This window comes from Streptomyces sp. MGP-BFMKR1 (assembly GCF_057766585.1).
In genome coordinates, this window is record NZ_CM173408.1 from 769,800 (window position 1) to 794,387 (window position 24,588).

Below are 24,588 nucleotides of genomic sequence, written 5' to 3' on the forward strand. Positions count from 1 at the left end.
GCCCTCACCCCTCGTCGATGCCCTCGAACCAGGCCGGTCCCTCGCTCAGCGCCATCTTGATCCGCGAGGTGGCGAACTCCTCCAACGCCGGCAGGGCGTCCAGGTCGAACCAGCCGACTTCAAGGTTCTCGTCGTCGTTGACCCGTGCCTCGCCACCGACGGCGCGGCAGCGCAGGCAGATGTCCATGAACTGACACACGTCGCCGTTGGGGTAGGTGATCGGCTTGTCCTGGCTCTGCACCAGGACCAGGCGCTCGGGCACGCAGTGCACCGCCGTCTCCTCGTACACCTCCCGCACCGCCGTGCGTGCCGGCTGTTCGCCCGGCTCGGAGATGCCACCGATGATCGACCAGCGGCCGTTGTCCGAGCGGCGGGCGAGGAGCACCCGGCCGTCGTCGTCGAAGACGATGGCGCTGACGGCGGGCAGGAAGAGCAACTGTTGGCCGGCGCTGGCCCGCAACGTGCGGATGAAGTCAGGGGTAGCCATGAGCCGAGCGTATGCCCCCGGCCGGGGTGTCCGGACGTGGGGTGGCCGTCCCCCGCCCGCGCGGCGCGGGCGGGCCGCGTCCTCCCCGGGCCCCGGGCCCGGCAGCGCCGCCCGGCGACCCCGCGGCGCGCGGGCGGCGCGGCGCGCGCTGCCCGCGGGCCTCGCGCGCCGGCTTCGGTGCGCGGGCGCGCACACCGGCGCCGCATCGTTTCTGCGCAGGATGTCCACAACCTCCCCCGCACCCGATACGGTGGCCCAAAGTCCGTGCCCGCAGGCGACGTTCGTCCCGCCGCGCGGTGCCCGCTTCGACTCGGGGGGTCGACGGGATGGTCTCTTCAGCCGTGTCTCCTGTGCTCACGACGCGCCACCGGTCCGACCGCGCCGGCGTGGTGATCCTCGGCGCGTGCGCCGCCTGGGCGCTGCTGTGCGCGGCCGGTCGCCCCGCGCGGCCGGAGGGCGTGCTCCTCGCCGTCCTCGCGGTGGCGGCGGGGTACGCGGGCGGCCGGATCGTCGGGGCGCTGTTGCCGGTGGTCGCGCCCGCGGCGGCGGCCGTGGTCGGCCTGGGGCTCGTGCTGGTGACCCCGCACTCGGGGCAGGCCGGCACGCCGGGGCCCGCGGGGCTGCTCGTCGCGTACGCCGCGCTCGCCGTCGGCGCCGCCTGCTGCGCGGCCTGGGCCAGCACGTCCACGCCGGTGCGCGTCGGCTGCGCCCTGCTCGCGCTCGCCGTCGTGGTCGCCGCCTTCGGCGTGGGCTCGGTGCCCGGCGGCCTGGCCGGGACGGCGATCGCGCTGTTCTCGTTGGTGGCGCGGCGACCCCGGCGGCTGCTCGGCCTCGTCGGGTTCGCCCTGTGCGCCGCGCTGGCCACGGGCACCTCCTGGGCCACCGCCGAGCGCGCGCTGCCCGCCGGCCTGTCCACCTCGCTCCAGGGCCAGCTCACCGAGGAGCGGGTGCACCTGTGGCAGGACGCGATCGGCATCGCCGCGAGCCATCCGGTGCGCGGCGCGGGCCCCGGCCGGTTCGCCGAGCTGAGCCCCACCGCGCGACAGACGGCCGAGCCGGCCAGCCGCCCGGACTCCGCTCCGTTCCAGCAGGCCGCCGAGCAGGGCGTGCCGGGCGTCGCGCTGCTCGCCGCCGCCTTCGGCTGGATGCTGTACGCGCTGCGCTGCTCCTCCCGTACGACCCCGGTGGTGCTCACCGCGGGGGCGGCGCTGACCGCGCTCGCGGTGGCGGCGGCCGTGGGCAACGTGCTGAGCTTCTCCGAGGTCACCGCGGGCGCCGGGTTGCTGGCCGGGGTCGCCACGGCGCACCTGGTCAGCGAGGACGCGAGCGCGCGCAGGGAGTGCGCCGCCCACGCCTGACGGCACGGCCACGGCCCGGGCGGCGGGGGTGGCTAGGCGGGCGAGGGGCGGCCGGGGTGGCCGTCGCATGGCCGGAGGCGGCCACGGATGACGCGCACGGCGGCCTCCGCGTCGTCGACGGTCACCGTGAAGACGCGGCCGTCGCCGAGCCTGAGCACCAGCCCCTCGCCGCGCCTGACCACCACGGCGGTGCCCTGCTCGGGCCGCCAGCGGTAGCCCCAGCCGCCCCACTGGCGCGGGGTGACCCGGGGCGCGAACTCGGCCCCGATCACCTGCTCCAGCGGGATGCGGCAGCGCGGCAGCCCGATGTGCCCGCAGCGCACCTCCAGGGCCTCGGCGTCGACGCGGACGGCGACGTGGACGAAGGCGAGGGTGCCGAAGAGCATGAGCAGCCCGGCGGCGACGCAGCCGATCACGGACATGAGCAGCGGGACCGGGCCGGGGGTCCACGCGGAGTCGACGGCCAGTTGGATGCCGAGGGCCATGCAGGCCGCGCCGACGGCGGCCAGCGCCCACTGGAGCCGGTTGGTCGCCCGCCCGGTCCATACCTCGGCGTGCTGCCCGGCTGCCCGCGGCGGCTCGTCCTTGGAGGGGTGCCTCATGCTGCGCAGCCTACGCTCGGCGCCGCGCGCGGGCAGTGCGGGCCAGGCCCTGACGCCGCCCGTGCCGCCGGCGCGCTACCGGGCCCGGCGCAGCTCCCCGGCCCAGGTCAGACGGCGCCCACGCGGACGAGCTGGCCGCCCTCGGGATAGGCCAGCGCCTCGGCCGGCAGCGCCGACTCGCGCCCGCTGGACAGCACCGTCAGGGCCCCGGTGGGGGCCGCGTCCGGGGTGGGCTGGGCGCCGATCCGGCGCAGCGCCTGCGCGGCCACCGCGTCGGCGGAGCCGAAGAGCGTCACCGGCTCGGCGGCCTTGGCCTGGACGGCGGCCCGGATGCGGTCGGCGAGCAGCTCGTAGTGGGTGCAGCCGAGCACGACGGCGCGTACGCCCGGTGGAGTGAGTCCGGCCGCCGCGCCGACGGCGGCGTCGATGCTCTGCTCGTCGGCGTACTGCACGGCGTCGGCGAGGCCGGGGCAGGGCACCTCGACGACGCTGACCTGGGCGGCGAACTCTCGGATCAGCCGGGTCTGGTACGGGCTACCGGTGGTCGCCGGCGTCGCCCAGATAGCCACCGGGCCGCCGCCGACGGCGGCCGGCTTGATGGCCGGCACCGTGCCGATCACCGGGAGCGCGGGCTCCAGCTCGGCGCGGAGGGTGGGCAGCGCGTGCACGGACGCGGTGTTGCAGGCGACGATCAGCGCGTCGGGGCGGTGCGCGGCGGCGGCCCTGGCGCAGGCCAGCGCGTGCGCGGTGATGTCGTCGGGGGTGCGCGGGCCCCAGGGCATGCCGTCGGGGTCGCTGGACAGGACGAGATCGGCGTCCGGGCGCAGCCGGTGCACGGCGGCGGCAGCCGCCAGCAGGCCGAGGCCGGAGTCCATGAGCGCGATCTTCACTGCCGTACCGCCTCGCCTACCGGTCCGTCGCTGGGTGGGCCCGGCCGCTGTCGCGGGCGGCGGCGCGTGGCCCCGTGCGGCACGCCACCTGAGCGCGGCACCCGGTCACTTTAGTCGATGGGCCACCCCGTCCCGCCGGCGGATGCGGGCCGGGCCACGGGGCGGGCGCCGGCCGGACACGTCGGGACACGTCGGGACACCGGCCCCCACGGGCCCGCGCTGGCGCGCCCGCCGCACCGGATCGCGGGCACTGCCCCCGTACACGGCGTTCACTGGGGCAGACTGCGAGGGGTGAGCGCGCTTACCTGGATCGCCCTGGCCTCGCTGGCCGCCTGGGCGTGGCTGCTGCTGGGGCAGGGTCTCTTCTGGCGTACGGACATCAGGCTGCCGCCGCGCGGCGCGCCGGCGGACGGGGCGTGGCCCACCGTCGCCATCGTCGTCCCCGCGCGGGACGAGGCGCAGGTACTGCCGATGAGCCTGCCGTCCCTACTGGAACAGGACTATCCGGGCCGGGCCGTGGTCTTCCTGATCGACGACGGCAGCACCGACGGCACCGCGAAGACCGCGCGCGTGCTGGCCGCCAACTGCGAGCGGGGGCTGCCGCTGGTGGTGGCCTCGCCCGGGGCGCTGGAGCCGGGCTGGACCGGCAAGCTGTGGGCGGTGCGGCACGGCATCACCCTGGCCAGGGCCCAGCTCGCGCCGGAGTACCTGCTGCTGACCGACGCGGACATCGCGCACGAGCCGGACAGCCTGCGGGAGTTGGTGTGCGCCGCCCGCTCGCGCGACCTCGACCTGGTCTCGCAGATGGCGCGGCTGCGGGTGGAGACGGTCTGGGAGCGGCTGATCGTGCCGGCCTTCGTGTACTTCTTCGCCCAGCTCTACCCGTTCCGCTGGGTCAACCGCCCCGGGGCGCGGACGGCCGCGGCGGCCGGTGGCTGCGTGCTGCTGCGCGCCGACGCCGCCGAGCGGGCGCGCGTCCCGGAGAGCATTCGCCAGTCGGTGATCGACGACGTGGCCCTGGCGCGCGTGGTCAAGCGCGCCGGGCGGGGCCCGACGGCGCGCGGTGCGGGAGCGTCGGCGGGTGCGCCGGGCGTGCCGGGCGGGCACGCGGCCGGTGGGCGCGTCTGGCTCGGCCTCGCGGAGCGGGTGGACAGCGTGCGGCCCTATCCGCACCCGCGCGAGCTGTGGCGGATGGTCTCGCGCAGCGCGTACGCCCAACTGCGGCACAACCCGGCGCTGCTGGCGCTGACCGTGGTCGGGCTCGCCGTGGTCTACCTCGCTCCCCCGGTGGCCGTGGGCGTGGGGGCCTGGCGGGGCGAGCGGGTGACGTGGCTGGTCGGAGGGCTGGCCTGGGCGGTGATGGCCGGCACGTTCCTGCCCATGCTGCGCTACTACCGGCAGTCGCTGTGGTGGGCGCCGCTGCTGCCGCTCATGGCGGCGCTGTACCTGCTGATGACGGTGGATTCGGCGATCCAGCACTACCGGGGCCGGGGCGCGGCCTGGAAGGGGCGCACCTACGCCCGTCCCGAGGCCGCGCCGTGAGCGCGGTGAGGCGCGGCGAGCGCCGCCCCGCGCACCCGTCCGGGCCTGGTGTCACTTACGGCCCGGCGTCCAGTTCATGCCCCAGCCGTACGCGCGGTCCAGGGTGCGCTGCGGGCTGACGCCCCGGTCGGGCACCAGGTAGCGGGCCTCGCGCTGGACGACGAGGTCGCCGTTGTCGTTGGTGATCAGCGCGAGCGCGCAGACGTTGGAGGGCACGGTGCACTCGTCGAGCGAGAAGTCCACCGGCGCGCCGTGCTGCGGGCTGAGGGTGACGGTGGCGTTGAGGTTGGCGAAGCTGCGGGCGCCCTCGTAGATCGTGACGAAGACCAGGATGCGGCGGAAGAGGTCCTTGGCGTCGAGGTTGATCGTCAGGTTCTCGCCCTCGCTGCGGGCGCCGGTGCGGTCGTCCGCGTCCAGGTGGATGAAGGGCGGCTGGTGCAGGGCGCCGAAGGAGTTGCCCAGCGCCTGTACGACGCCCTTGCTGCCGTCGGCCAGCTCGAAGAAGGCGCCGAGGTCCAGGTCGAGGTCGGAGTGCAGGGCCATCGCCTTGCCCAGCTTCTGGCCCCAGCTCTTGAACTGCTTGTGCTCCTGCCAGTTGAGGTTGACCCGCATCGCGCCCGAGGTGCCGCCCTGCTTGGTGAGCGAGACGGTGGGCGCCTCCTTGGTCAGCGTGACCTTGGTGAGCCGTACGGGCCCGCCGGCGGGGGCCGGGGCCGCGGGCGCGGCGGGCGGCGCGGGCGCGGCCGGGGCGACGGGCGGGGGCGGCAGCGGGGCGGCGGGCGCGGTGGGCGGCGGGGGCGGGGCGGTCACGGGGGCCGCGGCGGGGGCGGCTGCCGCGGTGTCGGCGGGGCCGGGCCGCGGCTCGTCGACGGTGATGCCGTAGTCGGTGGCCAGGCCGCCGAGGCCGGTGTCGTACCCCTGGCCGACGGCGCGGAACTTCCAGGCGCCCTGGCGTCGGTAGAGCTCGCCGAGGACGAACGCGGTCTCCACGGAGGCGTCGTCGCTGTCGAACCGGGCCAGTTCGGCCCCGCCCGCGGCGTCCAGCACTCTGATGTGCAGCCCGGGCACCTGGCCGAAGGTTCCGCCGTCGGCGGAGGCGGCCAGCACGATGGTCTCGATGGCCGGCTCGACCTGGGTCAGGTTCACCGACAGGCTGTCGGTGACCTCGGCGCCGGTGCGCTTGCCCTCGTGTCGCACGGCGCCGGAGCTGTGCTCGGCCTGGTTGTAGAAGACGAAGTCCGCGTCGGAGCGGACCTTTCCGCCGGCCAGCAGCAGGGCCGACGCGTCCACGTCAGGCACTCCCGCCCCGCCGCGCCAGCTCAGTTCGATCCGTACCGCCGAGGCCGGCACGGGCACGTTCATGCCCTTGCGCATCGTCATGTTCCCCCACTTTCCTTTCACTCACCGGACGCCAAGACACAGGACAACTGCCGGCAACCCGTCCAGAACGCGCTCTTTACAGGATCTCAACGTACCCCGGCGACCGATTTTCCCGAATTCACGCGGATTGGGAACCACGACCGGCCGGAACACGCGTAACAAGCTTCTTATCCGACTCCCCAACCGGCACATGGTGGGCTTAACTTAAGGGCTATGACCCTCCCCCGCAGCGGCTACGGCGGCGGCTACTATCCCGCGCCGAACTTCCCTGACACCCCGATCTACGACAGCCTTGTCGCCGAGCGGGGCACACCACAGATCGCCCCCATCCGCGTCCCGTCGCCCTACGACGCGGGCGGCCACTTCCCACCGGCCCTGCCGTCGGCGCTCCCCGCGCTCCCGGCCGGCCCCTCCCAGCACACCCCGCCGCCCTACGGCCAGCAGGGTCCGCCGCAGCCCGCCCTCCAGCAGGCGCCCGCACCCTACATCCCGCCGCAGGCGGGCGGCCCGCGCGGCTACCCGGGCCCGCAGCAGGCCCAGCAGCCGCGCCCGGCGGCCCCGAACGGGTACGAGGCCATGCGCCCGATCGCGGCCCGGCCCGCGGCCCCGCGCCCCAACCCGGCGCCCTACCCCGAGCAGTACGGCCGCCAGCACCCCGGCCAGGGTTACTGAGCCGGCCCGCCACCCCGCGCGGGCCCGCGCCACACCCGTCCGATCGCACCGCCGCTACGGTCGGCATCGCCCGCGGTCACGCCGCGGGCGATGCGGGGAACCGAGGGACGTACCGCCGACCCCGACGCCGCCGAGCCGCCGGCCGCCACGCGCCACGTGTCGTACGCCACGTGTGCGGGCCACCCACCGACCCACCGGCTGCCGGGCGCGCGGGGTCGGCTGGCAAGATGGGGCCATGTCCGAAGCTCAGCTCAGCGCGGTCCACGTCTACCCCGTCAAGTCCGTGGGCGGGTGCGCACTCGGCGAAGCCGCCGTCGAGCCGTGGGGGTTGGCCGGTGACCGGCGCTGGCTGCTCGTCAAGCCCGACGGCACCTTTCTGACGCAGCGACACCTGCCGCGCATGGCGCTGGGCACCGCCGAGCCGCTGCCGGACGGCGGCATCGCCCTCAGCGCGGCCGGCCTGGAGCCCCTGACGGTGCCGGTGCCCGATCCGCGCACGCACCGCGTCTCCACCGTGCGCGTCTTCCAGGACCCGGTCGAGCTGGTGTGGACCGAGGGCGCGGGCAGCGCGTGGTTCAGCGAACTCCTCGGCCGCGAGGTCTTCCTCGCCCACCTCGACGACCCCGCGCGGCGGCGCCCGATCAACCCGCGGTACGCGCGCCCCGGCGAGACGGTCTCCCTCGCCGACAGCATGCCCTTCCTGGTCACCACCACCGCCTCGCTGGCAGACCTCAACTCCCTGATCGCGCGGGGGGATCACGCGCACGAGGGCCCACTGCCGATGAACCGCTTCCGCCCCAACCTCGTCGTGGACGGCGTCGAGCCGTGGGCCGAGGACGGCTGGCGCAAGCTGTTGATCGGCGACGTCGCCTTCCGCGTGGCCAAGCCCAGCTCCCGCTGCGTGATCACCACCACCGACCAGCGGACGGCCGAGCGCGGCAAGGAGCCGCTGCGCACGCTGGCCCAACACCACCGGATCGACAACAAGGTGGTCTTCGGACAGAACCTCATTCCCGAACACACCGGGACCGTACGGGTAGGCGACCCAGTCAAGATCCTTGAGTAGTGACCAGTTTCGGGCAATTCAGATCAGAACAAGGGCGCATCGTCCCGTACGCCGTAGTGTCAGCTCTCGCTGAGAGCGCCCCCGCGGGCGCCGCGACGCCATCAGCAGCGCTGCCGACGCCGACAGGGGGCCGAGAGACAGATGCCTGCCTCGGAGGTGGAGGGCAGCCGCCTGATGCCCGTGCACCACATGCGACCTGGAGACCATGCCTTCGTGAGTTACGGAGACGGCGAGTCCCGTTCGCAGATCATGGCGACCTACGCCTGGCTCGGTGTCGCACGCGGCGAGAAGGTGACGATCTACGCCGACCCCCGCCTCGACGAACGGGAGATGCGGCACGCGGTGCACGCCCGTGGCCCGTCCATGGCTCCCGCGCTCGGCCGCGGCCAGGTGGAGTTCAGCACGATGCGGGCGCTGCTCAGCCCGGACCGCGAGTTCACCGTCCGGCGCCAGCAGTCGCGGCTGGCCGAGGAGACCGAGCGCGCCCTGCACCAGGGGTACACCGGCTTCCGCGCCTTCATCGACATGGCCTGGGTGGCCGACCTGAATGCCGACGTGGCGGTGGTCATCCACCGCGAGACCCACGCCGACCACCTGTTCGCCGACGGCCACTACAGCGAGATCTGCGCCTACGACCGACGCTGGTTCGCCCGGGGCGTACTCGACCAGATGGCCGAGGCACACCCCTGCCGGCTGCTCGACCGGCTCGGGCTGCTCAGCATCACCGCGGCCGACGGCACGCTGCTCGTGGTCGGCGAGGCCGACGTCAGCGGGCGGGCGCGCTTCACCGGCGGCGTACGGGCCGCGCTCGCGCGCACCGACCGGTCGGCCCTGCTGACGATCGACCTGTCGCGGCTGCACTTCCTCTCGCTGGGGTGCGCGACCGATCTGCTGACGCTCGCGGCCGTGGGCGGCCCTCGGCTGTCGGTCGCGTGCTCCCCGCTCGTGGCGCGCACGCTGCGCCGACTCGGCTCCGATGCCCTCCCCCAGCTCGCGTTGATCGAGGTGAGCCGTCAGTGCTAGCCGATTTCCGCCGCCCCTCCCACGGCGAGGCGGACGGACGCTTGCTGGACCGTCACTTCACCGCGCGCGACCTGCCGTTGCTGCGGGTCCTGGTGGAGGAGCGCGCCGCGTGGGCCGGGCTGCCCGAGGCCCGGCGCGGGGACTTCGTACTGGCCGTGGACGAGATCGCCACCAACGCGATCGAGCACGCGGGCGGCCGGGGCCACCTGGTGCTGCGCCGCGTCGACGGCGAACTGGAGTGCACCATCAGCGACAACGGCCCCGGCTTCAGCGAGGAGGTCATCCCGGACGTGCTCCCGGGGCTCGACGGGGCGCACACCGGGCGCGGCCTGTGGCTGACCCGACTCGTCTCCGACCGGCTCGCGGTCAGGGCGGGGAGCGTCGGCGCCGTCGTCACGCTGGCGATGCGCGTGCGCTAGGCCCGGCGCCGCCCGCGCGGAAGCAGGCGCGCGGGCCCGAAGCGGGCGCGGGGCGCGGCGCGACCACCCGAGCCGACGGTCGCGGACGGCGGCGATGACGGCGCACGGCGGCGCACCGAGGGCGCGCTGAAGCAGGGTGCCGCCGAGGGCGAGCCGGCCCGGATCGGGGCATGCCGGGCACCGGATGCGCACTGGTCAACTCCCCCACACGTCGCACGCTACGGTGGTCCTTCCGGTACACCACACGGCCGTACACCGGTCGACGCACGCACGAGGTGGGGGCACGACAACACCATGGCTCAGGGCTCGGTCCAGGTGACGCACAGCGGCACGTCGCGGTGGCGGCGGCGCACGGGAGAGTACGCCTCGCTCACGGCGGCCCTGGAGGCCGCGGGGGACGGCGACCTGCTCACCGTGGCCCCGGGCACGTACCGGGAGAACGTGGTGCTGACGCGGGCCGTCACGCTCTGCGGCCCGGAGGGGGCGCGGGGCGCGGTGCGGATCGCCCCGACCGAGGGCGTCGCGCTCACCGTGCGCGCCTCGGCGGTCGTGCGGGACGTGCACATCGAGGGCCAGGACTCCGCGGCCCCGGCCCTGCTGGTCGAGGACGGCTCGCCGGACCTGGCGGACGTGCGGGTCGCCACGCGCTCGGCGGTCGGCATCGAGGTGCGCGGCACGGCCCGGCCCACGGTGCGCCGCTGCACGGTGGACAACCCGGCGGGCATCGGGCTGAGCGTGTTGGACGGCGCGGCCGGGATCTTCGAGGAGTGCGAGGTGGTCGCGGCCGGCCAGTCGGGTGTCTCGGTGCGCGGCGGGGCCCACCCGCGCCTGGAGCGCTGCCGGGTGCACCACGCCAGCGGCGCCGGGCTCTCCGTCACCGGCGAGGGCAGCACGCTGGAGGCCGTGGGTTGCGAGGTGTACGAGATCAAGGGCTCGGGCGTGCAGGTCTCCGCCCGCGCCGCCGCGCTGCTGACGGACTGCCAGGTCCACCGCACCACGGCCGACGGGGTCAACCTCGACACGGACGCGGTGCTCACGCTGGCCGACTGCGACCTGCACGACGTGCCGGAGAACGCGATCGACCTGCGCTCGCGCTCGGTGCTCACGCTGACCCGCTCCACGGTGCGGCGGTTCGGGCGCAACGGGCTCTCGGTGTGGGACCCGGGCACCCGGGTGGACGCCAACCAGTGCGAGATCTACGACAGTACGGGCGACTACCCCGCGGTGTGGGTGAGCGACGGAGCCGCCGCGGTGCTGGACGGGTGCCGGGTGCACGACGTGCCGGACGCGCTGTTCGTCCTCGACCGCGGCTCCCGCGTCGACGTGGTGGACAGCGACCTGTCGCAGGTGCGCAACACCGCCGTGTCGGTCAGCGACGGCGCCAGCGCGCAGCTCGACGACTGCCGGATACGCGAGGCGGCGACCGGTGCCTGGTTCCGCGACCACGGCAGCGGCGGCACCCTGGCCGGCTGCACCATCGACTCCGTCTCGACCGGGGTGATCGTCACCAAGGGCGCCGACCCGACGATCGAGCGCTGCACCGTCACCTCGCCGTCCGAGGCCGGGTTCTACGTCTCGGCCGAGGGCCGGGGCTCCTTCCACAACTGCCGGGTGACCGGCAGCGGCGGCTACGGCTTCCACGTCATCGACGGCTGCCGCGCCACGCTGACCCGCTGCCGTACGGAGCGTTGCGCGCGCGGCGGGTACGAGTTCGCCGAGCCCGGGCCCACCAGCGAGGACTGCACCAGCGACGAGAGCGCCACGCACGCCCCACCGCCGCCCACCGCCGGTGGCGGCTCCGGCCCGACCGGCGCGCTCGGGCAGCCCGCCGTGCAGACGGTCGGGCTCCTCGGCGGCGTGCCGAGCCAGTCCGTCGCGGCCCCGCGGGCGGGTTCCGTACCGGAGCCCGAGCCGGTCAGGGCGTCCGACGACGTGCTGGGCGAACTCGACACGCTGGTCGGCCTGGAGAGCGTCAAGCGCGAGGTGCGGGCGCTGATCGACATGATCGAGGTGGGGCGGCGGCGCCAGCAGGCGGGGCTCAAGGCCGCGTCCGTGCGCCGACACCTGGTCTTCACCGGCTCCCCCGGCACGGGCAAGACCACCGTGGCCCGGCTCTACGGGGAGATCCTGGCCTCGCTCGGGGTGCTGGAGCGCGGGCACCTGGTCGAGGTCTCCCGCGTCGACCTGGTCGGCGAGCACATCGGCTCCACCGCGATCCGTACCCAGGAGGCGTTCGAGCGGGCCCGCGGCGGGGTGCTGTTCATCGACGAGGCGTACGCCCTCTCGCCCGAGGACTCCGGGCGCGACTTCGGGCGCGAGGCCATCGACACGCTGGTGAAGCTGATGGAGGACCACCGGGACTCGGTGGTGGTCATCGTCGCCGGGTACACCGAGGAGATGGCCCGCTTCCTGTCCGTCAACCCGGGCGTGGCCTCGCGGTTCTCGCGGACCATCAGGTTCGGCGACTACGGGCCCGACGAGTTGCTGCGGATCGTGGAGCAGCAGTCGGAGGAGCACGAGTACCGGCTGGCCGAGGGCACGGCCGAGTCGCTGCTCAAGTACTTCACGGCCTTCCCCAAGGACGCGGCGTTCGGCAACGGGCGCACCGCGCGGCAGACGTTCGAGGCGATGGTCGAGCGGCACGCGGGCCGGGTGGCGCAGCACCCGGACCCGAGCACCGACGAACTCACGCTGCTGTACCCGGAGGACCTGCCGGAGCTGCCCTAGCCTCCGGGCGGGTCACGGCGCGTGTGCCGCGCCGCGGCCCGCCGTCGGGTCGCCGGTCGCCGCGCCCGACGCCGTGTGACCGGCCGCCTTCGCCCTCGGGCGGGGCACTCCTTCGCCGGCGAGCCGGGCCAGCAGGCCGGCGCGCTCCTGGGCGAACGCCGGGTCGGCCTGGTAGTCGGAGTGGCCGAGGATCGGCGCGGGCAGCGGGTGTTCGGCGGTGCGGCCGTAGGCCAGGGGGTCCTTGAGCGCGCCCCGGTCGATGGGCGGTCGGCCGTCCCCGGGGCGGGCGTCGAGGAGGCCGGGGGGTTCGATGGGCCCGCCGATCGGGTCGGTGTACCGCCACAGGTTGCGCCAGTAGTGCAGTTCCCGGTGGAGGGCCGACAACTGCGCGGGCCCGAAGAACGCGGGGAACCAGCGCCCGTACAGCCGCTCCAGCGGCGAGCCGTAGGTGAGCAGGGCGACGCGGCCCCGGGTGCGCGGGTCGAGTTGCCACACCGCCGCGGCGGCCAGCACGCTGCCCTGCGAGTGGCCGGAGATCACCAGGCGGCCACCGGTCTCCGCGGTCCAGGTCTGCATGCGCCAGGTGAGGTCGGGGACGGCGCGCTCGGCGTAGCAGGGCGGCGCGAACGGGTGCGCGGCGCGCGGCCAGAAGGTGCCGACGTCCCACAGGATGCCCACCGTGCGGCGGGCCCCCTGGTCCCGGTAGGCGCGTCGGCCGGAGGCGAGGAGGACGGCGTAGACCACGCCCACCAGCCAGGAGCCCATCGCCTGGGCGGCCTGCGCGGCGGCGTCGATGATCGCGGGCGCGCCGTCGGCGGCCCGTCCCGGCACCTCGCCGGTGCCCCAGGCCCCGGCCACCGCGAGGCAGCCGAGGAGCAGCGTCAGCGCCGCGACGGGGCCGATGATCCAGGGCACGGAGTCGGTGAGGCCGGCGCGGGCGATGGTGCCCGCGATCTTCCTGGTGCGTACGGTGTCGGGGCGCTCGTCCGGGTAGCCGTCGGGCACGGTGCGCTCCAAGCCCTTGCGCACCCGGTTGACGCGCCATGCGAAGGCCAGGAGCAGCAGTACCAGGATGACCAGCAGCGGCGGGATCACGGCGGCCTGCCAGGACAGCAGGATGGGCGGCCCGGCGATCGGGCCGTCGCCCATGCCGGGGGTGGCGCCGCCGTCGAGCCAGTCCGCGAAGCGCTGGGCCACGCCGCCGGTGAGCACGCCGGCGATGGCGCAGGCGAGGACGGCGACGGCGGGGCCGGCGAGCCCGGCGAGCGGCGTGCGCACCCGCGAGGGCGGGACCGGCTCGTGTCCGTGCCGTGGGTCGAGCCCGCCGGTGTGGCCGTCGCGGGCGGCCGAGCGGTAGAGCGCCGCGGCGACCACGGCCAGCGCCAGGATGAGGGCGATCTGGGTGAGGGCGATGACGCCGAACGCCGGGTCGCCCGGCAGCCGTCCGCTGGAGGTCCAGCCCGGGCGCGACCATCCCGCGTGCAGCACGGACAGCCCCAGCAGGACGAGCGAGGTGGCGGGCACCACCTTGTCGGTGACGCGGTCCAGCGTGCGGTCGAGGGTGGTTTCGCTGCGGCCCCTGCGGCACACCGCGTACAGCACCGCGAGGCCGCTCGCCTGGATGGCCACGAGCAGCGCCCAGCCGGTGGCGTCGAGTACGGCGGAGCCGCCGGGCGCGCGGTCGTAGCGGGTGGCGGCGGCCGTCAGAACGGCGGCGACGGTGAGGAAGCCGGTGGCCGTGTGGATGGCCCGCAGCCGGGCCACGAGCCGGCGGCCGTACCAGAAGCCGGGCAGGTGCAGGGCGGGTCGGTGGGCGGCCGACGGGTCGTCCTCGTTGAGCGGGCGCTCGATGGGCGGGGCGGACTCGTACGCGCTCCAGGTGCGGGTGGACAGCAGCCACAGCAGCGCGATGACGGCCAGCGGGGCGACGGCGGCCAGGGCGATCCGGCGGCCGGGCTGGCTCCACCAGCCGCCGCCGGTCGGTGACGCGAAGCCCAGCCAGGACCGCCCGTCGGCGCAGGCGGCCGAGCCGGCGCACTGCCAGGCCGTCAGGTCGAGCGCCACCTCGCAGACGGCGGCGACGAACAGGACCGTCAGGGTGAGCGCGATGAGCCGCACCAGCACGCCGTACAGCCGCACGGTGCGCTCGCGGCGGTCGGCGGCGGGGCGGGACCAGTGCGCGAGGTTGATGACCATGAACGGGAGCAGCAGCAGCCACAGCGCGCGGCTGCCGTCGCCGGAGGTGAGGCCGGACCAGCAGTACGCCTCGGGCACCGGGCGGTCGCGGTAGTCGGCGGGGCGCGCTTCCGCGTCGGCGTCCTCGGTGCGGCGGTAGACGCCCGCGGTCTCGTCGCCGGTGACGCGGTGGACGCGCGGGTCGTCGTCGAGCATCGTCGACGGGGTGGCGCCGCCGACGCCGTGCACCAGCAGTTCGAGCGCGAGCGCGTCGCAGGGGGGCGTCGCGTCCGGCCCGGGGGTGGCGTCGGGCGCGACCGGGGCGGCGGGCGGTACGGCGTGGGCCGCGGTGGGTGGTGGTGCCGCGGTGCCGGTCCTGGCCGCCGCGTGCGCACGGGTTGGGTTGGTCTCGTCGTCGGGCCGCTTCGTCGGCGCCACCGTGTCCCCCGATCCGGTGTGGGTGCGGGAATGCCGCGCTCGATGGGACGCCGCGGCGGACGGCGGCGGTTGCGGTACGGCGCCGCTGATCGGGCCCGCGGGGGCCCCGCTGTCGCGATTGTGCCCGCTCCGGCGGTCGCCTACCCGCGTGCGAAGATGTGCGCGGACATCGGCGGCTGGGCGGAAGGGACGGGCGGGGTGAGCGAGAATCAGAACCTCCTCGCGGAGCAGCGACGTGCCCTGATTCTCGATGAGGTCAGGCGGCACGGTGGGGCGCGGGTCAACGAACTGACGCGCAAGCTCAAGGTGTCGGACATGACGGTGCGCCGTGACCTGGACGCGCTGGCCCGGCTCGGGGTGGTGGAGAAGGTGCACGGCGGTGCCGTGCCGATCGCCGAGGCGAGCACGCACGAGCCGGGCTTCGAGGCGAAGTCCGGGATGGAGCTCAGCGCGAAGGAGGACATCGCGCGCGCGGCGGCTCCGCTCGCGGTGCCGGGCTCGGCCATCGCGCTCTCGGGTGGTACGACGACCTACGCGCTGGCGCAGCACCTGGTGGACGTGCCGGGGTTGACGGTGGTGACCAACTCCATGCGCATCGCGGACGTGTTCCACAGCGCGCGGCGGGCGGCCGACGCCGCCTCGGAGGGTGCGGGTGGTCGGGAGCGGTCCTTCGGCGCGGCGACCGTGGTGCTCACGGGCGGGGTGCGCACGCCCTCGGACGCGCTGGTGGGCCCGGTGGCCGACGCGGCGATCCGCTCGCTCCACTTCGACGTGCTCTTCCTCGGGGTGCACGGCGTGTCGGCCGAGGCCGGCCTGTCGACGCCGAACCTGGCCGAGGCCGAGACCAACCGGCACTTCCTGCGGTCCGCGCGCCGGGTGGTCGTGGTGGCGGACCACACCAAGTGGGGCAAGGTGGGCCTGAGTTCGTTCGCCGCGCTGAGCGAGGTGGACGTGCTCGTCACCGACGCGGGGCTGCCGCGCGCGGCGCGCGAGGAGATGGCGGAGCACCTACGTGAGCTGGTGCTCGCCGGCGCGTAGGCGCCCCACCGCCCGGTGCCCCGGCGGCGCGTGCCCCCGGCGGGCGCGGCGCGCGCGGCCCGGGCCATCGGCGGGGGCGTACGGGCCGTGGCCCGGCCAGGGGACGCGCGGTCGCGGGGGCCTGGCCGGGGTGGTGGCTCAGCGGCTGGCGGCCTCGGCGGGGTGACGCTCCAGCGGCGGTCTGGGGTAGGCGCCCAGTGTCGCCGCCGCGGTCGGCCGATCGCTCGCCGGGCCGGTGCTGGGCGGGCCCAGCGGCACGGCGGCCTGGCGGGCCGGGCGCCGCGTCGGCCGCGGGGTGGTCTGCGCGGCGGGCAGCGTGAACCACACGGTCTTGCCGCCGCCGTCGGCCATCCCGCGCACGCCCCAGCTCTGGCTGAGCGCGGCGATCAGGGCGAGGCCCCGTCCGTGCGTGCCCAGCGGATCGAGGGTGGGTGCCGCCGGCTCGCGCGCGTCGCGGTCGCGGACGGAGACGGTGAGCCGGTCGAGGGCCCACTCCAGGTCCACGGTGCAGCGCTTGTCGGGTTCGGCGTGCAGATGGACGTTGGTCAACAGCTCGGAGACGCCGAGGACCGCCGACTCGATGAGCTGTTCCAAGTGCCAGTGGCGCAACTGCGCCGATACGATCCTGCGGACCTGGCCGATCCGCTCCGGGAGAGCCTGGAGCTCCACGGTGCAATGCCTGCTCGGGCTGCTGATCACGGCCGCAACTCCCTGGAAAAGTAGGGCTAGCCTGCATCAGGTGCGAGCGGGAGTGGGGCGCGCGGGACTACCCGCCGCGCCCGACCAGCGCGCTGGTTCACAGCGTAACCACTGGTGAACTCTCGGTGACACCGATGCGCGTCCAGCGTCCCGCCATCGGCGCGACCGCGCAACTCGCGATCAGCTCGTGCGGGGCTCGCCCTGGGCCGAGCGGATCACGTCCAGGAAGCGCCGCGCGGCGGCCGGGCCGTCCGTCGCGCCCGTCTCGCGCTGACCGAGCGTCAGCACGTAACGGGTGCCGTTGACGATGGCGCGCGCCTGGTCGCGGGCGGCGAACCAGGGCTTGCCCGCCTGCACCGAGCGCAGCGGGGCGCTGTCGATCTCGCTGCCGTAGCTGGTCAGCAGCTTCAGTCTGCCGTCTTTGATCAACACCTGTCCGGCGCGGGTCACCGAGCGCAGCGAGCGCTCGATCCGTACCCCGGTCGCGTTGAACTCGGTTTCCGCCACGATTCACGCCTCCCCATCGCCCGGGCGCCCGTGCCCGCCGGCCATCCGCTCATCGGACTCGCCGCCACCCTACGTCCAAGGGGCAGTTTGCCTGCCGTACGAGCCGGGCACCAGAGCCGCTTTATGATCGAAATCGGGTCAGGTCCACCACCGGTCCCGGGAACAGCACGAGGAGTGGCATGGACAGCACCGAGACGATCGACGTGGACCGCACCGACCCGCACTACCGCGCCTGGCTGGGCGACGCCGTGCGGAAGGTCCAGGCCGATGCCAACCGTTCGGCCGACACCCATCTGCTGCGCTTCCCGCTGCCCGAGCGGTGGGGCATCGACCTCTACCTCAAGGACGAGTCCACGCACATCACCGGCAGCCTCAAGCACCGCCTGGCGCGCTCGCTGTTCCTGTACGGGCTGTGCAACGGCTGGATTCGCCCGGGCAAGCCGGTCATCGAGGCGTCCAGCGGTTCGACGGCCGTCTCCGAGGCGTACTTCGCCAGCCTGATCGGGGTGCCGTTCATCGCCGTGATGCCGCGGACGACCAGTCGCGAGAAGTGCCGACTGATCGAGTTCCACGGCGGTCAGTGCCACTTCGTGGACGACCCGCGGACGATGTACGCGGAGTCCGCCGCGCTCGCCACGGCCACCGGCGGCCACTACATGGACCAGTTCACCTACGCCGAACGGGCCACCGACTGGCGGGGCAACAACAACATCGCCGAGTCGATCTACCAGCAGCTCCGGCTGGAGCGCTACCCGGAGCCGAGCTGGATCGTGGCCACCGCGGGCACCGGCGGCACCTCGGCGACGATCGGCCGGTACGTGCGCTACATGCAGCACCGCACGCTGGTGTGCGTCGCCGACCCGGAGAACTCGTGCTTCTTCGACGGCTGGGTCACCGGCGACGCCGACGCGTGCGTCGAGGGCGGCTCGCGGATCGAGGGCATCGGCCGCCCGCGGATGGAGCCCAGCTTCGTGCCCGGCGCGATCGACCGGATGATGAAGGTGCCGGACGGGGCGAGCGTGGCGTCCGTGCGCGCCCTGGAGGCCGCCATCGGCCGCAAGGCGGGCGGCTCCACCGGCACCGGGCTGTGGAGCGCGCTGCGGATCGTCGCGGAGATGGTCGCGGCCCAGCGCACCGGAAGCGTCGTCACCCTGCTGTGCGACCCGGGCGACCGCTACCTGGACAAGTACTACTCCGACGCCTGGCTCGCCGAGCAGGGCCTGGACATCGCGCCGTACGCCGCCACCCTCGACCGCTTCCTGGCGGAGGGCGTCTGGCGGTGACGGCGCGCACCCCCCGGCGCGCGCCGTCACCGCCTGGTCGCGCCGGCTGACCCGGACCCGGGCTCGGACTGCCCAAGGTGAGGGTGGACAGGCCGGCGGCGCGGTGCGTCAGGGTGGACTTGCCGGAGCCGGACGGGCCCATGATCGCGGTGGACCGCCCGGTGGGGAAGCCGACGCTCACCCCGTCCAGGGCCCGCACCTCGGTCTCGCCCGCCCCGTGGACCTTGACGGCGTCGGACACCCGGGCGGCGTAGGCGGTGTCGTCGGTCGCGGCACGGTGTGCGGCGACCGACGCGGCGGTGGGGTGGGTGGTCACGCCGTACCGCCCCGGTCGCCGAACTCCTCGCTCAGGACGGAGAGTCGGCGCCAGTACTCGTCCTCGTCGATCTCCCCGGCGGCGAACCTGCGGCCGAGGATGGCCAGCGGCGAGTGCGCCCCGGGGGTGGCCGGTGCCGAGGCCCGGGCCCACGGCCCGCGACCACGCCGGACGGTGCGCCGCCACAGGGCGATGCCGCCCCCGACGACCAGGGCCCAGACGAGGGGGAACAGCAGGATCCAGGGGCCGGGCCCCCCGCCGTCGCCCCAGCCGTGCGCGAGCGTGTTCATGGTGATCGGACTCCTCGGTGGATGGGTTGTGCCTGTCACGACCGAGCCTGCTGCGCGGCGGCCCTCCCGTCGTCGTACGGCCAGCGGCACCTGACGTACCCCCCGGGGAGTACGCGCGCGGGGCGCGGCTACATCGCCCGGCGACGCGGGGGTGATACGAGGGGTCCGGACCGGTGGCGGCGTGGCCGGAAGAGGGTGATCGCGGGCGGTCAGCGCGTTGTACGGTGAGTGTTCTTGCTTGAGGGGAGCGACGGCATGGGCACCGAGATCGGGCTCGCGCGGGCCATCCGCGGACTGCGGGCGGAGTTGGCGGAGGCGATGGCCGACGGCGAGGACGAGACGATCAGGTTCCGTATCGAGTCCATCAGCCTCGATCTCCAAGTGGCCGTGGAGAACGCGCGGGAGGGACACGCGGGGCTCAGGTTCTGGGTCGTGTCGGCCGATGGCGGCGCTTCCTCGTCCACCGCCACCACCCACTCCCTGTCGTTGCAGCTCGCCGCCGAGACGGCCGCGGGCGATCACGTGCGGATCGCCGCCACGCCCGAACGGCGGCCTGACTGACGGTGGTTGGGGAGGGCGATGGCGTGCGGGACCTGCCGGACCGGGCCGTCGAGGTGGTGCGGGTCAGCCGCGCGGACGGCGGCGTGCACTACGGCGGCTCCGGCTTCCTGCTGACCGGCGAACTCGTGTTGACCGCGCACCACGTCGTGGACGACGGGGCGTACGCGTACCGGGTGGTGCGGCCCGAGCCACGCCGGGGCGCGAGCGCGGCCGACGTCGAGTTGGTGGTGCCGCACGGGGAACTCGACCTGGCGCTGCTGGTCCTGGACGAGGCGGTGGACACGCTGGCGCCGATGCGCTTCGGGCGCCTGCCCCACGCGCTGGACAGGCTGCCCTTCCACGCCATGGGCTTCCCCCGGTACGCGCGCGAGGCGGGCCGGCCGCGACGCCGGCAGGCGACCGGCACCATCCAGCTCGCCTCGCGGCCGGGCGCGGGCGGCCTCGACCTGTGGCACGAGAGCGCGCAGCCCGCGGACCTCCCCGGCGCCGGCTCGCCGTGGGAGGGGTTCTCCGGGGCGGCGGTGCTCGCCCCGCGCGGGCCCGGCCCGCGCGCGGAACGCCTGGTCGTCGGCGTGTACGCGTCCCACCTCACCCCGGCCGGCGCCCGCTCCACCATCGCCACCCGCGTCGACTCGCTGGCCGACGCCGGCAAGTTCACCCGCTACCTGCGCGCCCACGAGGTCGCCCCGGAGCCGGTGGACGTCCCGCTGCCCGGCGGCGCGCCGCGCGGCCTGCCCAGCAACGTGCGCACCCACGAGAGCGTGCTGGCCAAGTTGCGCGGCACGCGCAGCTACCTGCTGCCCGAGCACCTGCCGTTCGTCAGCCCGGGCCCCGGCAGCGAGGCCGCGCCGCGCCGTCTCCTGGAGCGGCTGGTCGACTCCGAGCGGGGGCGCGGGGTGCTGCTGGTGGGCGCGGCGGGCACGGGCAAGACCCGTACCTGCTTCGAGGTGGCGCAGGCGGCGCACGACGACGGCTGGCACGTCCTGCACGTACGCACCGACCGGCAGCGCTCGCTGACCGTGTCCCACCTCGAACAGGCTGTCTTCGACGCCAGCCAGCCGCGGGTGCTGCTGGTCCTGGACTACCTCGACACCTGCGCGCAGCTCGATCTCGGCGCGCTGGCCGACGAGTTCATGCTCGGCGCGGCCGAACGCGGCATCCGGGTCACCTGCGTGGCGTCGACCCGCCCCGGCACGCTGCCCGTCCTGCGCAAGCGCGGCGTGCGACAGCACTTCGACGAGGTGACGCTACGTCAGGACAGCGGTCACCAGGCCGCAGTGATCGACGCGATGCTGCCGGTGGTCGCCCCGCACGCCCTCGACGGCCTGGGGCGGGGCGCGCTGCGGGCGGCGTGCGGCAACCGGCCGATCATCGCGCTCCTCGTCGCCGGCCAGATCGAACGCCGCTACCTGGCCCGCCGGGACCTCCCGCACCTGACCGGTTGGCGCAGCGACGACCTGCTGGCCTGGCTCGACCCCCGGCTCCAGGAGGACCGGCTGCGCCCCCCGGAGGCCACCGACTGGGACGCCGACGCGGACGGCGGGGCCCCGCGCCCGCCCAGCGACCGGCAACTAGCCGCGACCGTGGCCGCCTACGCCTGCCCGCAGCCACGGGACGCCGTCGTCGCCACGGTGGACGCCTTCCTCGAAGGCCGGGACAGCGGGCTCGACGGCGACTACGTCGTGCGCAGCCTGACCGAACTCGGCTGGCTTGAGGAGCCGCACGAGGACCAGCTCATGGTGGTCCACGACATCGTCACCGACGAACTCGTACGGCAACTGCTGCTGCCCGCCGGGCCGGTGCACCCGGGCTCGTTGCACGCCGTGTTCTCCACCTCGTTGATCAGCGCCCGCACCTTCGGTGGCTTCGCGGGCCACCTGGCGCGGCTGGCCGCCGACCTCGACGACGCGGACGGCCGCCAGGTGGCCCGCCTCAGCGGCGAGTGGCTGCGGGCCGCGGCGCCCCGCGTCGGCGCGCTGCTCAAGCGGGCCGGCGAGGAGGGCCGGCAGGCGCTGCTCACGCTGCTCAGCCGGCGCCCCTGGCAGGCTTCGGTGGACGGGGCCTGGGACGAGGTGGCACAGCCGTGGCTGGAGCGCGAGAAGTACTCGCCCACCGCGCGGACCCTGCTGGCCCAGGCCGTCGAGTCGGCCACCGGACCGGTGCCGGAGCGGCTGGTGGAGGCGGCTCTGACGTGGCTGTACCGGGGCGGGCCCGAGGCGGAGACCTCGCACCACGTGCTCCACGCCCTGCTGGAGCGCCGCGACCTGAGCGCGCCGGACGAGGCGCGGGTCACGGACTACGCGCTGGCCTGGCTGGGGCTGTGGAAGCGGCATCGCTCGGCCCGGTTCGTGATCGGCGCGCTGCTGCGCGAGGACCGGGCCCTGGGGACGGAGCGGCTGGTGGCGGCCGTCCAGTACGCCTTCAGTTGGCTGCACGTCCACGCCACCACGGACGCCGCCCACGTGCTGCACCGGCTGCTGGCGCGCGCGGACGTGGACCGGGCCGCCGCGCGGCGGGCCGTCTCGGCGGCGCTGACCTGGATCGGGCACGGCCACGGCACGCAACGCGCCGCCAGCCTCGTACTGGCCCCGCTGACCGCCCATCCGGAGCTCAGCCGCCAGCAACAGAAGCAGACCGCCGGGCTCGCGCTGACCTGGCTGGCGCACAACGAGGCGGAGCCGGTGGCCCGGTTCGTGCTGCGGGCGCTGCTGCGGCGGGAGGATCTGGCGGAGCTGCGCGCGGGGCGCGCCGTGGACCAAGCCGTGCTCTGGCTCCAGCACGGGCACGCCGCCACCCTCGCGGCGGCCCAGGTGTTCGGGCCGCTGCTGCCACACCCCGCCCTGACCGGCGGGCAGCGCGCCCTGGTGATCGCGATGGCGTGGGAGTGGGTGAGCGGCTACGGCGACTCGCTCGCCGCGGGGCACGTGCTGCGCCCCCTGCTGGCCGACGCCGCCGGCCTCGGCGAGCGCGCGGCCGACCTGGCCGAGCGCGCGCTGGCCTGGGCGCAGGCCCATCCGCGGGCGTCGGAGGCCCCGGCGGTGCTGAGCGCGCTGCTCGGCGGCGCGGCCCCGGGCGACTGGCTGCACCGCAGCGCCGACTTCGCCCTGCACTGGCTGGAGTCGTACGGCACCGAGGCCGACGGCGCCGCCGTACACCGGGCCGCCCTCGCCTGCCGGGAGATACGCCGCGACCAGCTCCGCCGCGCCGCCGACGCGACCCTGGACTGGTTGCGGACGCACACGCCGGCGCGCTCGGCCGACGCTCTCGACGCCGGCGCGTCCGCGCTGGGGGCGGCGGGCCCGGCCCCCATCCCGGCCGCCAAGACCAAGGAAGACACGACGGGCCCGGGCGCGGAACTCGGTGTCCCCGGCGAGGAGTTGAGGGACGGCGAGCCGGCGAACGGGGAGCAGTCGGCCGAGGGGCTGGCGGATGCCGGGCTGGCGGACGAGGTGGGGTCGACGCTGCGCCTGCTGCTGGGCACGGCCGAGTTGCGCCTGGCGCAGGAGGCGCGCGCGCTGGAGCACGCGGCGGACTGGCTCGGCCGCTCCCGCCGCCACCGCGACCGCGGGTACCTGTGGCTGCGGGTGCTGCGGGCGCGCGGCTGGAGCGGCGGCAACCGCGGCTGGCCCCAGGGCAACGGGCCGCTGCCCGAGCCGGACCTGAGCGACCTCGCCGCGCTGCTGGGCCAGCCGGAGCTGACGGCGGCCGAGGCGACCCACCTGGCCGACCGGGCACTGGCCCTGGGCGCCGAGGGGAGCGCGCCCACCCGCGCGGTGCGCGCCGCCGTCACCGCCGTACTGCGCCTGCCACGGCTCACCGCGCGGCAGGAGGCGGGCGCCGTGGAGTTGGCGACCCGCCTGGTGACGGCGGAGCGCTCCGCCGGGACGCTGGGCCCGCTGCTCGCGCTGCTCGACCGCCCGCTGCCGGAGGCCGTCCACGCGCGGGCGACGGCCCTCGGGTGCGGCTGGCTGGCCGCGTGCGAGCGGCTCGCCGACGCGCCCCGGGCCCTGTTCGCGCTCGCCGAGCGGCCGGGGCTCACCGAAGGCCAGCGGCGCGCGTTGAACGCCCACGCGCTGAACTGGTATGCGGTCAACTCCGAGCGCCCGTGGGCCCCGGAGGTCCGCGCCTTCCTCACCGATCACGGGGACGACGGTTTCGGCGCCTGGTTACGCGGCGTGGAGGAGACCCGGGCCTGGCTGCTGGCGCACCCGGACGACCCGGAGCGCGGAGCGGTGCTGCTGCGCCTGCTGGCACGGCCCGACGAGCCCCACCCCGCCAACGTGCCGGCCGCCCGGTCAGGCGACGCGACCGACGCGGCGCGGGGCCCGGGCGACGACGGCCCGGGCGGCGGGCCGGGCGGCGGGGACTGGGACCGGCGGCTCATGCTGTCCGCCGTGCACGCCGCGCTGGCCACCGTGTTGAGCTGGCGGGACTTCGTCGCGCTGTTGGAGAACGAGGACCTGCGGCCCGAACAGCGGCGGGCAGTGGCCGGACAGGCGCTGGCGTACCTGCGGTCACCGGGAGCGGTCAAGACCCGGCTGGTGATCATCGCGCTGCTGCGCACCACGGACCTCACGGTCGAGCAGCGGTGGGACGCGGCCGAGGAGGCGTTCGCGCTGCTGACCAGGACCAGCGGCCGAACGTTCAAGACCCGCCCGGTGCTGCTGGCCCTGTTGCGCCACCGCGAGCTGTCCCACGAGCACGAACAGGCCGCGATCGAACGGGCCCTGCGGCAGGTCGACGGGGCCGAGACGAGCGAGGCCAAGCCGCTGCTGCGGCTGGTGTTGAGCAAGCGGCTGACCGCCGAGCAGGCGGCGCGCGCCATCGGCCACAGCCTGGACTGGCTGCTGGCGCGCGAGCCGACGGGCGGCGTCGGTTCGCTGGTGGAGGCGCTGCTCGGGCGCGCGGAGTGCACCCCCGACCAGCGGCGACACGCCACCGCGTACGCCCGGCGCTGGCTCGCGGCCAATCCGGAGCACACCGTGGCCGAGCGCGTCGCCGCACACCTGGCCGCCCAGCCCGAGGAACCGAGCCCCGCCCCGGACCCGCAACGTCCGGCGCCGGCACCGGCACCGGACGCGGCCTCCCCGACCGGCGGCTGACGCCCGCGCCCAC

Annotated in this window: 19 protein-coding genes and 1 pseudogene; 11 read left to right on the top strand and 9 right to left on the bottom strand. The window is 75.4% G+C overall.

Features of this window, described 5'->3' with window-relative positions:
* Positions 1–4: 4 nt before the first annotated feature.
* A complete protein-coding gene (locus AC3CHW_RS02590) occupies positions 5–487 on the bottom strand; it encodes an NUDIX hydrolase (RefSeq protein WP_488469413.1) in 483 nt (160 codons plus the stop codon).
* Between the two features lie 350 nt (positions 488–837).
* On the opposite strand from AC3CHW_RS02590, the gene AC3CHW_RS02595 reads away from it, so the two are divergent.
* Positions 838–1,845, top strand: coding sequence for an O-antigen ligase family protein (locus AC3CHW_RS02595; protein WP_488469414.1), 1,008 nt, complete (start codon positions 838–840; stop codon positions 1,843–1,845).
* 32 nt (positions 1,846–1,877) lie between these two features.
* On the opposite strand, the gene AC3CHW_RS02600 is transcribed toward AC3CHW_RS02595, so the two are convergent.
* Together AC3CHW_RS02600 and AC3CHW_RS02605 are read right to left on the bottom strand one after the other, a co-directional pair.
* Positions 1,878–2,447, bottom strand: a complete 570-nt coding sequence (locus AC3CHW_RS02600; protein WP_488469415.1) for a hypothetical protein — start codon at positions 2,445–2,447, stop codon at positions 1,878–1,880.
* A gap of 107 nt (positions 2,448–2,554) precedes the next feature.
* The gene (locus tag AC3CHW_RS02605; RefSeq protein ID WP_488469416.1) at positions 2,555–3,337 is read right to left on the bottom strand and encodes a glutamate racemase; all 783 of its coding nucleotides are present in this window, start codon (positions 3,335–3,337) and stop codon (positions 2,555–2,557) included.
* A 291-nt stretch (positions 3,338–3,628) separates the two neighbouring features.
* Between AC3CHW_RS02605 and AC3CHW_RS02610 the strand changes: the two genes are divergently transcribed.
* Positions 3,629–4,879, top strand: coding sequence for a glycosyltransferase (locus tag AC3CHW_RS02610; protein WP_488469417.1), 1,251 nt, complete (start codon positions 3,629–3,631; stop codon positions 4,877–4,879).
* A 51-nt stretch (positions 4,880–4,930) separates the two neighbouring features.
* Here the strand turns inward: AC3CHW_RS02610 and AC3CHW_RS02615 are convergent, their stop codons facing one another.
* Positions 4,931–6,253, bottom strand: coding sequence for a TerD family protein (locus AC3CHW_RS02615; protein WP_398607122.1), 1,323 nt, complete (start codon positions 6,251–6,253; stop codon positions 4,931–4,933).
* A 219-nt stretch (positions 6,254–6,472) separates the two neighbouring features.
* On the opposite strand from AC3CHW_RS02615, the gene AC3CHW_RS02620 reads away from it, so the two are divergent.
* From AC3CHW_RS02620 to AC3CHW_RS02640, 5 genes are all read left to right on the top strand, one after another.
* Positions 6,473–6,931: a DUF6643 family protein gene (locus AC3CHW_RS02620; protein ID WP_176165249.1), complete on the top strand. Its 459-nt coding sequence runs from the start codon at positions 6,473–6,475 to the stop codon at positions 6,929–6,931.
* A 235-nt stretch (positions 6,932–7,166) separates the two neighbouring features.
* A complete protein-coding gene (locus tag AC3CHW_RS02625; protein WP_398607023.1) occupies positions 7,167–7,997 on the top strand; it encodes an MOSC domain-containing protein in 831 nt (276 codons plus the stop codon).
* Positions 7,998–8,210: 213 nt separating this feature from the next.
* Positions 8,211–9,020, top strand: coding sequence for an MEDS domain-containing protein (locus AC3CHW_RS02630; RefSeq protein ID WP_488469418.1), 810 nt, complete (start codon positions 8,211–8,213; stop codon positions 9,018–9,020).
* Between the two features lie 41 nt (positions 9,021–9,061).
* Positions 9,062–9,439, top strand: a complete 378-nt coding sequence (locus AC3CHW_RS02635) for an ATP-binding protein (RefSeq protein ID WP_488469419.1) — start codon at positions 9,062–9,064, stop codon at positions 9,437–9,439.
* 294 nt (positions 9,440–9,733) lie between these two features.
* Entirely contained in the window at positions 9,734–12,166 is a 2,433-nt protein-coding gene (locus AC3CHW_RS02640) for a right-handed parallel beta-helix repeat-containing protein (protein ID WP_488469420.1), read from the top strand.
* Between the two features lie 12 nt (positions 12,167–12,178).
* Here the strand turns inward: AC3CHW_RS02640 and AC3CHW_RS02645 are convergent, their stop codons facing one another.
* On the bottom strand, positions 12,179–14,779 hold the full coding sequence (locus tag AC3CHW_RS02645) for a hypothetical protein (protein WP_488469421.1): 2,601 nt from the start codon (positions 14,777–14,779) through the stop codon (positions 12,179–12,181).
* 198 nt (positions 14,780–14,977) lie between these two features.
* On the opposite strand from AC3CHW_RS02645, the gene AC3CHW_RS02650 reads away from it, so the two are divergent.
* Positions 14,978–15,817, top strand: coding sequence for a DeoR/GlpR family DNA-binding transcription regulator (locus AC3CHW_RS02650; RefSeq protein ID WP_381159886.1), 840 nt, complete (start codon positions 14,978–14,980; stop codon positions 15,815–15,817).
* A 138-nt stretch (positions 15,818–15,955) separates the two neighbouring features.
* Here AC3CHW_RS02650 and AC3CHW_RS02655 read toward each other — a convergent pair whose 3' ends face one another.
* A complete protein-coding gene (locus tag AC3CHW_RS02655; RefSeq protein WP_488469422.1) occupies positions 15,956–16,516 on the bottom strand; it encodes an ATP-binding protein in 561 nt (186 codons plus the stop codon).
* A gap of 180 nt (positions 16,517–16,696) precedes the next feature.
* Positions 16,697–17,023, bottom strand: a complete 327-nt coding sequence (locus tag AC3CHW_RS02660) for a hypothetical protein (RefSeq protein ID WP_398607018.1) — start codon at positions 17,021–17,023, stop codon at positions 16,697–16,699.
* A gap of 179 nt (positions 17,024–17,202) precedes the next feature.
* Between AC3CHW_RS02660 and cds1 the strand changes: the two genes are divergently transcribed.
* A complete protein-coding gene (gene cds1 / locus AC3CHW_RS02665) occupies positions 17,203–18,306 on the top strand; it encodes an L-cysteine desulfhydrase Cds1 (RefSeq protein WP_488469423.1) in 1,104 nt (367 codons plus the stop codon).
* A 55-nt stretch (positions 18,307–18,361) separates the two neighbouring features.
* Here cds1 and AC3CHW_RS02670 read toward each other — a convergent pair.
* Positions 18,362–18,622: pseudogene (locus AC3CHW_RS02670) on the bottom strand (ATP-binding cassette domain-containing protein); the annotation flags it as partial.
* On the bottom strand, positions 18,619–18,912 hold the full coding sequence (locus AC3CHW_RS02675; RefSeq protein WP_488469424.1) for an SHOCT domain-containing protein: 294 nt from the start codon (positions 18,910–18,912) through the stop codon (positions 18,619–18,621). The gene AC3CHW_RS02675 and the pseudogene AC3CHW_RS02670, both read right to left, overlap by 4 nt.
* Positions 18,913–19,146: 234 nt before the next feature.
* Here AC3CHW_RS02675 and AC3CHW_RS02680 point away from each other — a divergent pair, with 234 nt between their 5' ends.
* Positions 19,147–19,473: a trypco2 family protein gene (locus AC3CHW_RS02680; protein WP_488469425.1), complete on the top strand. Its 327-nt coding sequence runs from the start codon at positions 19,147–19,149 to the stop codon at positions 19,471–19,473.
* 23 nt (positions 19,474–19,496) lie between these two features.
* Positions 19,497–24,575 (top strand): trypsin-like peptidase domain-containing protein, encoded by a 5,079-nt coding sequence (locus AC3CHW_RS02685; RefSeq protein ID WP_488469426.1) that lies wholly within the window; start codon positions 19,497–19,499, stop codon positions 24,573–24,575.
* Positions 24,576–24,588 lie beyond the last annotated feature (13 nt).

Bases quoted from the DNA above. Each gene is read 5' to 3' on its own strand.
- cds1 (WP_488469423.1), top strand. From the start codon at position 17,203: ATGGACAGCACCGAGACGATCGACGTGGACCGCACCGACCCGCACTAC.
- AC3CHW_RS02620 (WP_176165249.1), top strand. From the start codon at position 6,473: ATGACCCTCCCCCGCAGCGGCTACGGCGGCGGCTACTATCCCGCGCCG.
- AC3CHW_RS02600 (WP_488469415.1), bottom strand. From the start codon at position 2,447: ATGAGGCACCCCTCCAAGGACGAGCCGCCGCGGGCAGCCGGGCAGCAC.
- AC3CHW_RS02590 (WP_488469413.1), bottom strand. From the start codon at position 487: ATGGCTACCCCTGACTTCATCCGCACGTTGCGGGCCAGCGCCGGCCAA.
- AC3CHW_RS02675 (WP_488469424.1), bottom strand. From the start codon at position 18,912: ATGAACACGCTCGCGCACGGCTGGGGCGACGGCGGGGGGCCCGGCCCC.
- AC3CHW_RS02615 (WP_398607122.1), bottom strand. From the start codon at position 6,253: ATGCGCAAGGGCATGAACGTGCCCGTGCCGGCCTCGGCGGTACGGATC.
- AC3CHW_RS02625 (WP_398607023.1), top strand. From the start codon at position 7,167: ATGTCCGAAGCTCAGCTCAGCGCGGTCCACGTCTACCCCGTCAAGTCC.
- AC3CHW_RS02640 (WP_488469420.1), top strand. From the start codon at position 9,734: ATGGCTCAGGGCTCGGTCCAGGTGACGCACAGCGGCACGTCGCGGTGG.